The organism is Mesorhizobium sp. M1163 (assembly GCF_040318415.1).
In the GTDB taxonomy this organism is placed as follows: Bacteria; Pseudomonadota; Alphaproteobacteria; order Rhizobiales; family Rhizobiaceae; genus Mesorhizobium.
This window is the reverse complement of the sequence record NZ_JAMYMF010000022.1, coordinates 1-14,641: the sequence shown is the minus strand read 5'-3', so window position 1 is coordinate 14,641 and position 14,641 is coordinate 1. Positions and strand designations below refer to the sequence as shown.

Annotated in this window: 17 protein-coding genes; 13 read left to right on the top strand and 4 right to left on the bottom strand. The window is 63.8% G+C overall.

Annotation, left to right across the window (positions count from 1 at the left end; translation table 11 throughout):
• The first annotated feature begins 50 nt into the window (after nt 1–50).
• Entirely contained in the window at nt 51–686 is a 636-nt protein-coding gene (locus NKH43_RS20605) for a class I SAM-dependent DNA methyltransferase (protein ID WP_352859608.1), read from the top strand.
• 250 nt (nt 687–936) lie between these two features.
• Complete coding sequence (gene leuC, locus NKH43_RS20600) at nt 937–2,346, top strand: 3-isopropylmalate dehydratase large subunit (RefSeq protein WP_023722709.1); 1,410 nt, start codon at nt 937–939, stop codon at nt 2,344–2,346.
• A gap of 58 nt (nt 2,347–2,404) precedes the next feature.
• Here leuC and NKH43_RS20595 read toward each other — a convergent pair whose 3' ends face one another.
• Nucleotides 2,405–2,716, bottom strand: coding sequence for a hypothetical protein (locus NKH43_RS20595; protein ID WP_023722708.1), 312 nt, complete (start codon nt 2,714–2,716; stop codon nt 2,405–2,407).
• Nucleotides 2,717–2,877: 161 nt separating this feature from the next.
• Between NKH43_RS20595 and NKH43_RS20590 the strand changes: the two genes are divergently transcribed.
• Together NKH43_RS20590 and NKH43_RS20585 are read left to right on the top strand one after the other, a co-directional pair.
• The gene (locus NKH43_RS20590) at nt 2,878–4,074 is read left to right on the top strand and encodes a GGDEF domain-containing protein (RefSeq protein ID WP_352859606.1); all 1,197 of its coding nucleotides are present in this window, start codon (nt 2,878–2,880) and stop codon (nt 4,072–4,074) included.
• A 76-nt stretch (nt 4,075–4,150) separates the two neighbouring features.
• Nucleotides 4,151–5,371, top strand: coding sequence for a GGDEF domain-containing protein (locus NKH43_RS20585; protein ID WP_352790114.1), 1,221 nt, complete (start codon nt 4,151–4,153; stop codon nt 5,369–5,371).
• Here the strand turns inward: NKH43_RS20585 and NKH43_RS20580 are convergent.
• On the bottom strand, nt 5,355–5,714 hold the full coding sequence (locus NKH43_RS20580; protein ID WP_352790116.1) for a hypothetical protein: 360 nt from the start codon (nt 5,712–5,714) through the stop codon (nt 5,355–5,357). The two genes, NKH43_RS20585 and NKH43_RS20580, sit on opposite strands and share 17 nt — an antisense overlap.
• Nucleotides 5,715–5,906: 192 nt before the next feature.
• Here NKH43_RS20580 and NKH43_RS20575 point away from each other — a divergent pair, with 192 nt between their 5' ends.
• The 8 genes from NKH43_RS20575 (at nt 5,907) to NKH43_RS20540 (ending at nt 12,219) form a co-directional block, all read left to right on the top strand.
• Nucleotides 5,907–6,323, top strand: coding sequence for a hypothetical protein (locus tag NKH43_RS20575; protein ID WP_352859603.1), 417 nt, complete (start codon nt 5,907–5,909; stop codon nt 6,321–6,323).
• Nucleotides 6,324–6,565: 242 nt separating this feature from the next.
• Nucleotides 6,566–6,991, top strand: a complete 426-nt coding sequence (gene sdhC / locus NKH43_RS20570; RefSeq protein WP_352790119.1) for a succinate dehydrogenase, cytochrome b556 subunit — start codon at nt 6,566–6,568, stop codon at nt 6,989–6,991.
• Nucleotides 6,988–7,383, top strand: a complete 396-nt coding sequence (sdhD, locus tag NKH43_RS20565) for a succinate dehydrogenase, hydrophobic membrane anchor protein (RefSeq protein ID WP_352790122.1) — start codon at nt 6,988–6,990, stop codon at nt 7,381–7,383. Before sdhC ends, sdhD begins: the two co-directional genes overlap by 4 nt.
• A 3-nt stretch (nt 7,384–7,386) precedes the next feature.
• Nucleotides 7,387–9,225 (top strand): succinate dehydrogenase flavoprotein subunit, encoded by a 1,839-nt coding sequence (sdhA, locus tag NKH43_RS20560; protein ID WP_352859601.1) that lies wholly within the window; start codon nt 7,387–7,389, stop codon nt 9,223–9,225.
• A gap of 326 nt (nt 9,226–9,551) precedes the next feature.
• Complete coding sequence (locus tag NKH43_RS20555) at nt 9,552–9,989, top strand: DUF3052 domain-containing protein (RefSeq protein ID WP_352643749.1); 438 nt, start codon at nt 9,552–9,554, stop codon at nt 9,987–9,989.
• Nucleotides 9,989–10,768 carry a succinate dehydrogenase iron-sulfur subunit gene (locus tag NKH43_RS20550; protein ID WP_023722699.1) on the top strand — a complete coding sequence of 260 codons (780 nt, stop codon included), beginning with the start codon at nt 9,989–9,991 and terminating at the stop codon, nt 10,766–10,768. The genes NKH43_RS20555 and NKH43_RS20550 overlap by 1 nt, the downstream gene beginning before the upstream one ends.
• 6 nt (nt 10,769–10,774) lie before the next feature.
• On the top strand, nt 10,775–11,587 hold the full coding sequence (locus tag NKH43_RS20545; RefSeq protein ID WP_352859599.1) for a nucleotidyltransferase domain-containing protein: 813 nt from the start codon (nt 10,775–10,777) through the stop codon (nt 11,585–11,587).
• Nucleotides 11,584–12,219 (top strand): YceH family protein, encoded by a 636-nt coding sequence (locus NKH43_RS20540; protein WP_023722697.1) that lies wholly within the window; start codon nt 11,584–11,586, stop codon nt 12,217–12,219. Before NKH43_RS20545 ends, NKH43_RS20540 begins: the two co-directional genes overlap by 4 nt.
• A gap of 547 nt (nt 12,220–12,766) precedes the next feature.
• On the opposite strand, the gene NKH43_RS20535 is transcribed toward NKH43_RS20540, so the two are convergent.
• Both NKH43_RS20535 and NKH43_RS20530 read right to left on the bottom strand, forming a co-directional pair.
• Nucleotides 12,767–13,120: a hypothetical protein gene (locus NKH43_RS20535; RefSeq protein ID WP_352494069.1), complete on the bottom strand. Its 354-nt coding sequence runs from the start codon at nt 13,118–13,120 to the stop codon at nt 12,767–12,769.
• A complete protein-coding gene (locus tag NKH43_RS20530; protein ID WP_352494070.1) occupies nt 13,117–13,269 on the bottom strand; it encodes a hypothetical protein in 153 nt (50 codons plus the stop codon). The genes NKH43_RS20535 and NKH43_RS20530 overlap by 4 nt, the downstream gene beginning before the upstream one ends.
• Nucleotides 13,270–13,449: 180 nt before the next feature.
• Between NKH43_RS20530 and NKH43_RS20525 the strand changes: the two genes are divergently transcribed.
• Nucleotides 13,450–14,409 (top strand): helix-turn-helix transcriptional regulator, encoded by a 960-nt coding sequence (locus tag NKH43_RS20525; RefSeq protein ID WP_352588058.1) that lies wholly within the window; start codon nt 13,450–13,452, stop codon nt 14,407–14,409.
• Nucleotides 14,410–14,641 lie beyond the last annotated feature (232 nt).

The window sequence follows — 14,641 nt, the reverse complement described above, 5'->3', positions numbered from 1 at the left end:
AGGCAGGCGAAAACGGCGCTACCATCGAACGAATGCGACCGGGGAGAACCATGATCATCGACAAAGCCAATGCGGCGCTGGAAGCGGTCTACACGGCCGACACGCCTGAGGCGCTCGCCAAGGCCTATGCGCAATGGGCTGCGACCTATGACGGCGAAACCGCGGCGCTCGGCTATCTCCTGCCGTTCCTGATCGCCGCCTGGGTGACGCGCCACGTGCCGTCAGGCGAAGGGCCGCTGCTGGACGCCGGCTGCGGCACCGGCCTGTCGGGGCCGTCGCTCAAGGCGCTCGGCTACCACGACATTGCCGGGCTCGACCTGTCGGAGGACATGCTGAAAATCGCCGGCAGCCGGCAGGCCTACAGCGAGCTGAAACAGGCGATGCTCGGCGGGCCATTGCCCTGGGCGGACGGGTATTTTCGCGCCTTCTTCTCGACCGGCGTGTTCACCATCAGCCACGCGCCGGCGTCCGGCCTGCGTGAACTGGTACGCATCACCAGGAAGGGCGGCCACGCCATCTTCACCGTCCGTGACCAGGTATTTGAAAGCGGCGGGTTTCAAGCCGTGTTTGACGAACTGGAGCAGGCGAAAAAATGGCGGCCGGTCGAGGAGAGCCCATGGTTCCGCTGCTATGCGATCGCCGAGCCCGACGCGCTGGTGAAGACGTTTGTGTTCGAGGTGCTGTGAAGCGCCTGCGAAGGCCGCCACGATTGCTGAAAAGCCAAAACATTGATAAGAGCAGCGCCATGGAAGAGCTTTTTGGCGATCCGGCCTATAAGGGTTTCGTGCTGCAGGACAGAAAACGCCTGCCGTCGCGATTTTCGGCGCGCGTCTGCGGGGCGCTGACCAGCCGACTTAGCTAAGGCAGACTCGCCGGGCTGTTTCGCCGGGCCGACCGGCGTCCTTTTCCTTTTTTTAAATCGACGGATTTACGCAAATGAGCGCACCGCGCACCCTCTACGACAAGATTTTCGACGACCATGTGGTCGACCGCCAGGACGACGGCACCTGCCTGCTCTACATCGACCGCCACCTCGTCCACGAAGTCACCAGCCCGCAGGCTTTCGAAGGCCTGCGCATGACCGGCCGCAAGGTTCGGCATCCGGAAAAGACGCTGGCCGTGGTCGATCACAATGTGTCGACCTCGCCGGAACGCAAGTTTGGAATCAAGAACGAGGAAAGCCGCATCCAGGTCGAGGCGCTGGCCAAAAACGCCAAGGATTTCGGTATCGAATACTATTCCGAGAAGGACATCCGCCAGGGCATCGTCCACATCATCGGGCCGGAGCAAGGCTTTACGCTGCCCGGCATGACCATCGTCTGCGGCGACAGCCACACCTCGACGCATGGCGCGTTCGGCGCGCTGGCGCATGGCATCGGCACCTCGGAAGTCGAGCATGTGCTGGCGACGCAGACGCTGATCCAGCGCAAGGCAAAGAACATGCTGGTGCGTGTCGACGGCGCGCTGCCGGAAGGCGTCACCGCCAAGGACATCATCCTTGCCATCATCGGCGAAATCGGCACGGCCGGCGGCACCGGCTATGTCATCGAATATGCCGGCGAAGCGATCCGTGCGCTGTCGATGGAAGGCCGCATGACGATCTGCAACATGTCGATCGAAGCCGGCGCCCGCGCCGGCCTGATCGCGCCCGACGAGACCACCTTCGCCTATGTCAAGGACAAGCCGCGCGCCCCCAAGGGCGAAGCCTGGGATGCCGCGCTCGCCTATTGGAAGACGCTGCAGTCCGACGAAGGCGCGCATTTCGACAAGGTGGTCGTGCTCGACGCGGCAAAGCTGCCGCCGATCGTCTCCTGGGGCTCCTCGCCCGAGGACGTCGTTTCGGTCCAGGGCATCGTGCCGAACCCGGACGACATCACTGATGAGAACAAGCGCACCTCCAAGCAACGCGCGCTCGACTATATGGGCCTGACGCCGGGCACCAAGATCACCGATATCGAACTCGATCGCGTCTTCATCGGCTCCTGCACCAATGGCCGCATCGAGGATCTGCGCGCCGCCGCCAAGGTGATCGAGGGCAAAAAGGTCAATCCGCGGGTCAGTGCGATGATCGTGCCGGGCTCCGGCCTGGTCAAGGAACAGGCCGAGGCCGAAGGTCTCGACAAGATCTTTGTCGCCGCCGGTTTCGACTGGCGCGAGCCGGGCTGCTCGATGTGCCTTGCCATGAACGACGACCGGCTGAAGCCGCATGAGCGCTGCGCCTCGACCTCGAACCGCAATTTCGAGGGCCGCCAAGGCTTCAAGGGCCGCACCCATCTGGTGTCGCCGGCAATGGCGGCAGCAGCAGCGATCGCCGGCCATTTCGTCGATATCCGCGAGTGGAAATAGCGCAGGGCACGCAGTCGGATATGAGTTGCCCGAGCCGCAGTGCGGTTCGGGCATTTCTTCAGCTGGGGCGCCTGACGAATTCGTGGAATCCCTCACGGCGGCCGGGTTGGTCCTTTGCGACGACCAGCGCCAGTTGGCGCTCGTCGAAGAGCTTGAACCATTCGTCCCATTCGACCAGTTCATAGCCGCCGGCATTGATCGGGCGTTCGGCCTCGTCCTGATCCTGGTAGGCGTGCTGGCCGAAGACCAGCCTCAGCATGGCCTGGGTTCCGGCTTCAGGCGACACGTCGACGATCGCCGGAAAGCCGGCGCGCGCCGCGGCCCATGAGCGAATTGCATCGTGATCGGTCAGCATGATCGTGTCGGCCATCAGAGCGTCTCCTGGTTGCCGTCGTGAAACGCCGCCCGCCGTTCCCGGTTCCGTCCAGCAGCTTCACCGATGAATCCGTCGTATATTCGCCTTCGCTTAACCGCTTGTTTGGGCTTCCGCTCTAATGTCTCCTCAGGGGAAGCGAGGGGAACTTACAGCGCTTGGACACCGGCCTGCTCATAGCGCTGCTCAATCCAGGCATCGCCCTCACACTCGGCGCGGCATTTCTCGTGCTGTGGTTCTATCAGCGCCACCGTCCCTATCTGATCGTGCTGGCGGCGGGCTACTCGGCCTCGGCCGCAGGCTTCCTGCTCCAGTATTTCACGCTGCCGGTCGGTATGGCGCCGACCAAGCTCATGTCCATCCTATGCTTCACCTTCGCGACCTGCTGTCTCGCCGGCGCGGTCATCGCGCGCTACGGGCGGCGCGTGCCGTATCCAGCGATCGGCATTCTGGCGGCCGGCGGCCTTGCCGCGGTCTCATGGTTTCTCTTTGCCCGGCCGGATATCACCTGGCGGATCCTTGCCATCAATTTCAGCTTCGGCGGCATCAGCCTGGTTGTCGCCGCCGAGCTGCGCGTGGTGCGCAACAACGGCCCGACGGAAATGATCCTGTTCGTGCTGTCGCTGCTTTCCGGCCTGAACTTCCTGGTGCGGACCCTTGCCGTCGTCATCGCGCATGGTCCATTTGCCAGCTATGAAGGGCTTTACTCCTCGTCCTATTGGACGACGGCACTGCTGTCGCATGCGCTGCTGTCGCTGCTTATCGCGCTTTGCCTGTTCGGCGCCGCCGCGCTCGATGTGATGAAGGCCCTGAAGACCGAAACCCTGACGGACCCGCTGTCGGGCCTGCTCAACCGCCGTGGCTTCGAGGAGCGCGCCATGCTTGTCCTGCAGCACTGTGCCACGGCGCGATTGCCGGTTGCGCTGGTGTTGGCCGATCTCGATCATTTCAAGGCGCTCAATGATCAGCATGGCCACGCGGCCGGGGATCGCGTCATCGCCGACTTCGCCGCCAAGCTTCTATCGGCTGCAGGCACGCGCGGCGTTGCCGGCCGCATCGGCGGCGAGGAGTTCGCCGTGCTCTTGCCGCTCAGTGACCTTGGCGCGGCAAGACTGTTTGCCGAAGCCATTCGCACGCTCTATTCGGCGGGCAGAATCGACGGGCTTCCGCCCGACACAAGAGTGACCGCGAGCTTCGGCGTGGCCGCCCGTACGGGCGACGAAGGGCTGGACCCGCTGATGCGCCGTGCCGACGAAGCGCTCTACAAAGCCAAGAGAAATGGCCGCGACAGCGTATGCCTGTCCTATCAGCGGCCTGAAACGGTCGTCCTTCCCAATCGGACCAGTGCTGGCTGAGCGTCAGCGGCGGCTTCGAATTAACGTCTTTTTCGCGCTTGGTGATTTGCTGTTCGGGGGGAGTGCCAAAAACGCAATGGGCAGCGCCAATTTCATCCTGGTGATCAACCTGTTCGTTGCCGGGCTGCTGGCGGCGGCCTTCATGACGATCGCCGTCTATGACGCAGGACGGGTGTCGGCACGCTGGCTTGCGTTCGGCTATGTACTGGGCATGGCCTATTTCGCCATCGAATTCAGCATCCCTGCCTTCGACAATGCACGACCCGTGGTTGTCGCAGCCTTTGCCGCTTTCCTTGGCGCTACCGTCGCCTTCAATGGCGGGCTTGCCCATAAATACGGCGTTTCGCGCCCTTGGCCGCCGATGCTCTTCTTCCTGGTCTTCGCCACCGTGGCGGTCTACTTCGTACAGGACCTGCCACGTCAATCCTTTGTGCGAATGGCGGCCTACCAGCTTCCCTATGCGGCTATGCAATTCACCGGGCTGACGATCGTCTTGTCGTCCAGGCAAAGACGCGAGCGGCTCGACTATATGCTGATGGCCGTCCTGGCGGCCAGCACCTTGCAGTTCGCCAGCAAACCCTTCATCGCCGATGCGCTTGGCGGCTGGGGCGCCAACCCGCAATCTTATGCGCAGACCAGCTACGCGTTGGTGTCGCAGTCTATCGGCACCGTGTTCGGCCTGGCGCTTGCGCTGGTGACGTTGGCTATCCTGGTCCGCGACGTGCTCGCCGAGGCGACGTCGAAATCGGAAACCGATACGCTTTCACGGCTGCTCAACCGTGGCGGCTTCGAGCGCCATGCCGAGATCGCACTGCGCGACGCCATGCGGCGGGCTGTCCCGGCGGCACTGGTCATTGCCGATCTCGACCATTTCAAGCGCATCAACGATACTTACGGCCACGCGTCCGGCGATCGGGTCATCGAGACCTTTGCCGGTTTTCTCCGCGATGCCGCGGCCGACCATCATGTCGCCGGCCGGATCGGCGGCGAGGAATTCGCTATTTTCCTGCCGGGGACCAACCTCGCCGCCGCCCGGCTCTTCGCCGAGGGCACGCGTACCGCCTTCGGTGCCACGCCCATCGACTGCCTGCCGGCGGATCATCGCTGCAGCGCCAGTTTCGGCGTTGCCGAGCTTGGTTCGGGCGAAAGCTTTTCCGACCTGCTGCGGCGCGCCGACAAAGCGCTCTATCAGGCGAAGGGCAGCGGCCGCGATTGCGTGCGTGTCTCGGCCGGGCCGGCTGCTGCCCAGCCGGCGCCGGCGACAAACGGCAGCGCGGCCGTCAGCGGCACGGGCTGAGCTCCGGCATCTCGCCGTCGGAGAGGCCGTACATATAGCTGCGGCCCTTCACGAAAACCGGCGGCCTGTAGCAGTCGCCGTTTCGGACATCGTCCGCTTCGTTTTCATAGATCACGTCGGGCTGGCCGGCGCCGGTGTAGTCGGACAATTCCTTGGCCAACTTGCCCTCGCCGACGAGGATACGCTTGTAGCCAGCGGCGCTTTCGATGACCAGATTGCCGAAGGAATCGGCATAGACGCGGTCGTGGTGGCGCGTCCCGGCGAATGCCGGTGCGGCGATGCCGAGGGCGAGCGCCGCCACTAGGAACCAGGGAAGGCGCGATCCTGCTGAATTCGAATGCATGGCGTGCTGCTCCATTGCTGAGAGGCTAGCCTCCTCGAATCAGAAATTAACCTTTTATTAACCTTTGTTAAGAGGGCAACGGCAGCCGGGGCGAGGTCTCGGAAAACATGGTTAATACTCGAGCGCCCACCGGCCATCATTCGGCCATGCCTTGTTCCGACCATCGCCGGCATCGAGCGCGACTCAAAAAGCATGAAATCCGGTGGCCTGCCGAAGCATCGCGGCGGGCTCGATGCGCGCGGGGGAAAGCAGCATATGAGGTTACGCCGCACGTTTCGGATAGCGCTGGCCGTCTCCTCGCTGCTGGCTGCCGCCGCCTGCGCGCCGCAGACCAGTGGGCCTAAGCTCGAAAATACCGCTGTCGGCGAGTCGTCGGCGCCACAGCCGCGCAAGGCCACCTACAAATGCGCCGACGGGAGCATGATGGCCATCGAGAACCTCGGCACGTCGGTGCGCGTGCTCGGCCCGGACGGCAGCAGCTCCGAGCTGCCGGCCTCACCTGCCAATCAGACCAGCCGTTACGGCGAGGCGCATGACGCGATCGTGATCGACGGCCGCGACGCGCTGGTGATGAAGGGCGGTGCCTCACCGCTGGCCTGTAAACGCTGATCCGTCCGGTGCGGCAGCCATATTTTGCAGTGCAGCGACATTGTGCCGGCTCAAGGCGACAGTCCTAATCGATTGAAGCTGGAAGCCTCGCTTTCATAAGACTAAATTACGTTTTCAAAACGATTTTCCGGCTTTGACGCGGTGCAAAAAGAGCATTAGAAACCGGCTGTCCGAAGTCGCAACCGGAAGCGGCAATGCCGCATTTCCACCTGAGGCTCCAGAGACGCCGAACTGGGGGAGCCATGAGCAAATCACCAGCCACCCGCGAATTTACCAGACGTGAACGGCCGCTTTCACCGCATCTGACCGTCTATCGGCCGCCGATCACGATGACAATGTCGATCATCCACCGCATCACTGGCGGGGCGCTCTATTTCGGGACGCTGCTGGTCGCACTGTGGCTGATGGCGGCGGCGAGCTCGGAGGCGACCTTTAATGCCGTCAACTGGGCCTTCGGCTCGTGGCTGGGACGGCTGGTGCTGTTCGGCTACAGCTGGGCGCTGATGCACCACATGCTGGGCGGCGTGCGCCATCTGATCTGGGATACCGGCGCGGGCCTTGAAAAGCATACGGCGTCGAGGATCGCCTGGGCGACGCTGGCCGGCTCGGTTGTACTGACGCTGCTGATCTGGATCGCCGGCTACATGGCGCGGGGGAGCCTGACATGACAGGCAAAAACACCGACATGCGCACGCCGCTGGCCAAGGTCCGCGGCCTGGGTTCGGCCCGCGAGGGCACCGGCCATTTCTGGCGCCAGCGGCTGACGGCGATCTCCAACATCCCGCTGGTCCTGTTCTTCGTCGGCTTCCTGATCGCACTCAACGGCGCCAGCTATCTCGAGGTGCGCGGCGCACTTGCCAATCCGTTCGTGGCACTGGTGCTGGCGCTGGTGCTGTTGTCGGTGCTCTACCACATGCGGCTCGGCATGCAGGCGATCATCGAAGACTATGTGCATGGCGAGGGCACCAGGCTGGCGCTGCTCGCGCTCAACACATTCTTTCCCGTAGTCGTCGGCGTCGCTTCGGTCTTCGCCCTGCTTAAACTGGCATTTGGAGGCTGATTTTTGGCCAAGGACGCGAAGAACGCCAATACGGCTTCCGCCTATAGCTATGTCGACCACAAATTCGACGTCGTGGTCGTCGGCGCCGGCGGTGCCGGCCTGCGCGCCACGCTCGGCATGGCCGAGCAGGGCCTGCGCACCGCCTGCATCACCAAGGTGTTCCCGACGCGCTCGCACACGGTCGCCGCTCAGGGCGGCATCGCCGCCTCGCTCGCCAATATGGGCCCCGACAACTGGCAGTGGCATCTCTTCGACACGGTCAAGGGCTCGGATTGGCTGGGCGATACCGACGCGCAGGAATACATGGTGCGCGAGGCGTCGGCGGCGGTCTACGAACTCGAACATTACGGTGTGCCCTTCAGCCGCACCGAGGACGGGAAAATCTACCAGCGGCCGTTCGGCGGCATGATGATGAATTTCGGCGAAGGGCCGCCGGTGCAGCGCACCTGCGCTGCCGCCGACCGCACCGGCCACGCCATGCTGCATACGCTGTACGGTCAGTCGCTGAAGCACAATGCGCAGTTTTTCATCGAGTACTTCGCGCTCGACCTGATCATGGAGCCGGACGGCACCTGCACCGGCGTCGTCGCCTGGAACCTCGACGACGGCACCATCCACCGTTTTTCGGCCAAGATGGTGGTGCTGGCGACCGGCGGCTATGGCCGCGCCTATTTCTCGGCCACCTCGGCGCATACCTGCACCGGCGATGGCGGCGGCATGGCCGCACGCGCCGGCCTGGCGCTGCAGGACATGGAGTTCGTGCAGTTCCACCCGACCGGCATCTACGGCGCCGGCTGCCTGATCACCGAGGGCGCGCGCGGCGAGGGCGGCTATCTCGTCAATTCCGAAGGCGAGCGCTTCATGGAGCGCTACGCACCGTCGGCCAAGGACCTTGCTTCGCGCGACGTGGTCTCGCGCTGCATGACGCTGGAGATCCGCGAAGGCCGTGGTGTCGGCCCGAAGAAGGACCACATCTTCCTGCATCTCGACCATCTCGACCCGGCCGTGCTGCACGAGAGGCTTCCGGGTATTTCGGAATCGGCAAAGATCTTTGCCGGCGTCGACCTGACCAAGGAGCCGATCCCGGTGCTGCCGACCGTCCATTACAATATGGGCGGCGTGCCGACCAATTACTGGGGCGAGGTGCTCAACCCGACCGCCTTGAACCCGGACCAGGTGTTGCCCGGGCTGATGGCCGTCGGCGAGGCCGGCTGCGCCTCGGTGCACGGCGCCAACCGCCTGGGTTCGAATTCGCTGATCGACCTGGTGGTGTTCGGCCGTGCGGCGGCGATCCGGGCCGGCAAGGTGATCGACCGCACATCGGCGATCCCCTCGCCAAACGAGGCCGCCGTCGAAAAGATCATGGACCGCTTCGACCGGCTGCGGCACGCCAACGGCTCGACGCCGACAGCGGTTTTACGCGAAAAGATGCAGAAGGCGATGCAGGAGGACGCTGCGGTGTTCCGCACCCAGGAATCGCTGGAAAGCGGCTGCAGGCGCATTTCGCAGATCTGGGGTGAACTCGGCGACGTCAAGGTGTTCGACCGCTCGATGATCTGGAACTCCGACCTGGTCGAGACGCTGGAGCTGGAAAACCTGATGGCCAACGCTATCACCACCGTCTATGGCGCCGAAGCGCGCAAGGAAAGCCGCGGGGCGCACGCGCGGGAGGACTTTTCGGCCCGCGACGACGCGAACTGGCGCAAGCACACGCTGGCCCGGCTCAACGAGGCCGGCGAGGTGGCGCTCAGCTACCGGCCGGTGCACACCGAGACGCTGCTCAAGGAGGCAGACGGCGGCATCAATCCGGCCAAGATCGCGCCAAAGGCCAGGGTGTATTGAGATGAGGCTGCTGGCGGTCGCGATGCTTTCCATTGCCGTCAGCGGCTGCGCAACGTCGGCTGATACCGTCTATGTTTATGATAACGCTGATAAAATATCAAAGTCAGTGAACGACATCCCGGTTTGGAGGGACGCCTCCAGCGCGCAATCGTCAAACAGGTTTTGGTTCGAGAAAGGCAACGGGCCGGTTAGTTGCGTGGTAGGGGACGGGCATTTGCCAGCCCGGGCCGCGAGAAGGCAAATCGTGGGGAAAGCCGTGGAAGTGCGCGTATACGGCAGTTGTACGGGATTCGTAAATTCCCTTTACGTTCACGCGGAGAAATAGGGTGGCGTTGACGACAACGGGATATTCCGGCACGCCCCTTCCGGCCAAGCTCGGCCTGAAGGACGGGATGATTGCCGCCTTCGTCGCCTTGCCGCCCGAGCTGGACGACCTTGCCGAAGCAGTGGACTTTGCCGAGCTCGACCGGCTGGCCAACTGGTCAGCGATTTCAGGCGTTCATGAGAAATACGATGCCGTGCATGCTTTCGCCCGGCGGCGTGTCGAAATCGAGGACCGTCTTGGCGACGTAGAAGCGGCGATTAAGCGGCACGGCATGGTTTGGGTGTCGTGGCCAAAGAAGGCATCGAAAGTGCCGACCGACGTCACCGAGGACGTTATCCGCCCCGAGGCGCTGAAGCTCGACCTCGTCGACGTCAAGGTCGCCGCCATAAACGGGATCTGGTCCGGGCTGAAGCTCGTCATCCGAAAGGACCTGAGATAATGGTCGAACTCACGCTTCCGAAAAACTCGAAGATCATGGCCGGAAAAACCTGGCCGAAGCCGGAGGGCGCGACCAACCTGCGCGAATACCGCATCTATCGCTGGTCGCCGGACGATGACGAGAACCCGCGCATGGACACGTATTTCGTCGACATGGACGATTGCGGGCCGATGGTGCTCGACGCGCTGCTCTGGATCAAGAACAAGATCGACCCGACGCTGACGCTGCGCCGTTCCTGCCGCGAAGGCATTTGCGGCTCCTGCGCCATGAACATCGACGGGTCGAACACGCTGGCCTGCACCAAGGGCTGCGACGACATTTCCGGCGCGATCAAGGTCTACCCGCTGCCGCACATGCAAGTGGTCAAGGACCTTGTGCCCGACCTCACCAATTTCTACGCCCAGCACGCCTCGATCGAGCCGTGGTTGAAGACGGTGTCGCCCGAGCCGGCCAAGGAATGGCTGCAGAGCCATGAGGACCGCGAAAAGCTCGACGGGCTCTACGAGTGCATATTGTGCGCCTGCTGCTCGACCTCCTGCCCGAGCTACTGGTGGAACGGCGAGCGCTATCTCGGCCCGGCGACGCTGCTGCAGGCCTATCGCTGGCTGATCGATTCCAGGGACGAGGCAACGGGCGAGCGGCTCGACAATCTCGAAGACCCGTTCCGGCTCTATCGCTGTCACACGATCATGAACTGCGCCCAGACCTGCCCCAAGGGGCTCAACCCGGCCAAGGCGATCGCCGAGATCAAGAAGATGATGGTGGAGCGACGGGTTTAGCAGCAGATGAAGCAGCTACCTGCCGATTTTTCATCTGACGCCGTCGCGGCGATCCGGACGCGACTCGATGTCGTGCGAACGCAAGGCGTGACGATCCTGTTCGCCATCGAAAGCGGCAGCCGCGCCTGGGGGTTCCCGTCTCCCGACAGCGACTATGACTGCCGTTTCGTCTATGTCAGGCCGGCATCGGATCACCTTGTGTTGGAACAGGCACGCGACGTGATCGAATTTCCCATCGAAGGCGAGATCGATGCCGGTGGCTGGGATCTGCGCAAGGCCTTGCTGCTCGGGCTCGGCGGCAATGCCGTCATCGTCGAATGGGCAAAATCATCGATCGTCTACGAAGAGGTCACGGGATTTCGGCGGCGCCTTCTCGACCTGCTTGCCGAGATCGTCGATCCGGCAAAAGTAGCGCGTCACTATCTCGGCCTGGCGCGTTCACATGTTGCCAAGATCGGCAGCTTTTCCGGCGAGGTGAAGCTGAAGAAGCTGTTCTATCTCATTCGACCACTGGTCGCGTTGGACTGGATGGAGCAGCGCGGCCTCGCCGGTCTACCGCCGATGAACCTTGGCGAGTGCATCGACCAGATCGAGATGCCAGCGCAGGCAAGCGATGAAATCCGCAGCCTGATCGACCGCAAAAGCCAGACGCGGGAAATGGGGACCGGTCTCATCCCGACGGCGATCGCGCGCTATCTTGAGGCGCGCTATGGTCACCACGAAATGAACCTTGCCGGCGTGATCCGGGATGAAGCCCGCCAGGCGCGAAACCGTGTCCTTGCAACCGACTTTTACCGCCGGGAGGCTGAACTTCAATGAGCGATGAGCTTCCCATCCTCTCCCCCATCGAGGCGCGTGTGCTCGGCTGCCTGATCGAGAAGAAGGAGCTGACGCCCGACGTCTATCCGCTGACGCTCAATGCGGCACTTGCCGCGGCCAACCAGAAGACGGCGCGCGAGCCGGTAATGTCGGTCGAGCTTGCCGAGGTTAGAAGGGCGCTTGGCCAGCTCGAGCAGAAGGGCCTGGTCAGGCAGGTGTTCGCGTCGCGCGTCGAGCGCTATGAGCATGTCGTGGCGCAGCGCTTTTCCCTGACCTCGGCGCAGATCGCGCTGCTCGGCCTGTTGCTGCTGCGCGGCCCGCAGACGGCCTATGAATTGCTGGCGCGAAGCGAGCGCATGGCACGGTTGCCGTCGATCGACGAGCTTCGCGGCAATCTCGATCTGCTGATCGGCCGCAGGCCGCCGCTGGTGCAGCAGATCGACCGCGGCCCGGGCCAGCGCGAGGACCGTTATGTCCAACTGCTCAGCGGGCCGGTGCAGCTGTCGGCTGCCGCGGCGCCCCAGCAATCGCCCTTGCCGGCCTCGGATCTGGAAATGCGCGTGCAGGCCCTCGAGCAGGAGGTCGCGGCATTGCGCGCCCGCCTCGACGCGCTGACCGGCGAGGGGCACTGAATCGCGACCTCACCTCCTGCTGTAGACGCCGCTCGCCTCGCCCCCGGATCGACCAGCCGCAACTGCCGGCCATTCAGCTGCCAACTCAGCGAGACCGGCTTCAGGTCGCCGGCGCCGAACTTCCAGGTGCCGGTCAGATCGGGCCGGCAGCCATTGACGGATTTGTAGGTTCCGGCCTTAGGCGTGAAGACCAGCGTCGAGCCGTGCACGGTCGTCGTGCCCGTTTTCAGCGTCAGCGACTGGATTTGGCCGCAGCCGTCGACCAGCGAGGATTCGAACAGCGCATATTGCGTGCGCCCGTTGGCGCTGAAGGTGAAGGAGATGCTGCCGCCGCTGCCCGGCGCACAATGGCCGAGCGTCGTGCAATAATCGCCGCTGGCGACTGCAAAGCCCCATTTGCCGACAAGTGCTGGTGGTATCGAGCCCTGGCGCGAACGGGCTGTCCGCCCCTTGCCTTGGCCGGCGGCATCGGCCGGGCCGACGGCCAGGCAACCGGTCAGGCCCGCCAGTGTGACAAAAACCGCCAGGCGCGCGGGTGAGGAGCCGGTCAGCATCCCTTGTTCGCGATAAGCTTGTGCAGATGGGCAAGCCGCGTGGCTATGACATTGTTGACGATCGCCATCTTGCCGGGGGGTGCCATGCCGCCATATTTCTTCGGCGAAGGCCCATGGTTCCTGGCCTCCTCGTAGCCGGCGGCCTGTTGCCGCAACTCGGCACAGGACATGCCGGCATATTTCGCCTGCTCCTGCGGGCTGATGACACCCGATTGCGCCATGCCGATGGAGTTTGCCGCCGCCATGCCGCCGAGGCCGACAGCCGCGGAAATCGGATTGAGGCCGACGCAGCCGGAAAGGCCAAGGCACAGCATCGGCGCCGCCAAAAAAGCATATCGCAGGCTCATGGCTGACGCTCCCTGATGCGCGGCGGCAGCTTCAGGTCGCGATGATCGGTGGCGGTTTTTCCGAGCGCAAGCGACAGGAGATAGACGCGCGGATTGAAGCCCGCCGAGGCGAGCGCCGACAGCGTCCTGAGCAGTTGCAGGTGATACATCGAACCCCCTTGTGGTGGTCATTGCCGATGGATTTCCGGTTTTGGAAACGGGCTGCAAACTACGTCCGATGAGACAAGCCGGCTTGGACGAGACGGCCCTAAAAACGGCCTAAACGGCCCTGTATTGACGTTTCAGGGGACTCGGCGCATATCAGCGCGCTCTCGGGCTGGGGGATGCCGATGAATGCGACGACCTCGTTCAGGCTGATGACGGACGCGTTTCCGGAGCAAGATCGCGTCGAGGTGATGCGCGAGGTCTACGGCCGCACGGTCCTCAAGGTCGAGCTCGATCCGCTCGCACCGACGCGTGTCGACATGAAAGTGCGTGCGCTGCCCGGCCTCGGCATTGCCACCGGCACTTCCTCGGAATTCCGGGCGCATCACTCGATGCCGCTGATCGACAGCGACGACCTCATCCTGTTGGCGGCGCTCGATGGCGCGAGCGTCATGAAGCATCGCGGCCGCGAGGAACCGATCGGCAACGGCCGGGCGCTGATGATGAGCGGCGAAGAGGTCGGCCTCAACCTCATCCAGCCCGGCGGCATGCGCTTCGTCAATATGAGCTTCTCGCTGAGGCAGCTTTCGCCGCTGATCGGCGATCCGGCTTCGGTGCTTATGCAGCCGTTGCCGACCACGAGCGGGGCGATGCGGCTGCTGCTCGACTATGTCCAGTCGATCCAGGATGCAGACGATGCGCTGACGCCGGAAACCTGGCAGCTGGCCGCGACTCACATTTTCGACCTTGCCGCGCTTGCCATGGGGGCGACCAGGGATGCCGCCGAAATTGCGCGTGGCCGCGGCGTGCGGGTGGCGCGACTGCGCGCCATCAAGGCCGATATCCTCGCCCATGGCGGGCACGGCGAGCTGTCGGCCGACGACATCGCCGCCCGCCACCATCTCTGCGCCCGCTATGTGCGAAAACTGTTCGAGAGCGAAGGCACGTCGCTGTCGGACTTCATGCTGCGCCAGCGGCTAGTGCGCGCGCATCGCATGCTGGGCGATCCTTCTCATGCCGACCGCAGCATCACGGCAATCGCCTTCGATGCCGGCTTCAACGACCTTTCCTATTTCAACCGGGCGTTCCGCCGGCGCTATGACGCGACGCCGTCGGACGTGCGCGCTGCGGCCTTAAAGAACTGACATTGGGTTACGCCCGGGCATGATGGGAGCCCGTGGGGCCCCCGACTCTCAAGACTGGGTTCCTCCCCCACCGCGAAGCGGGGGAGAGGTGGCCGCGAAGCGGGGGAGAGGTGGCCGCGAAGCGGCCGGAGAGGGGGCTTCATAGAGCGCGGTTCCCCTCTCCCTGGAGGGGTGGGCGGGACCCCACAACCCACACAGATGGGGGGGGGCCACCCCCCGGGGAATAAACACC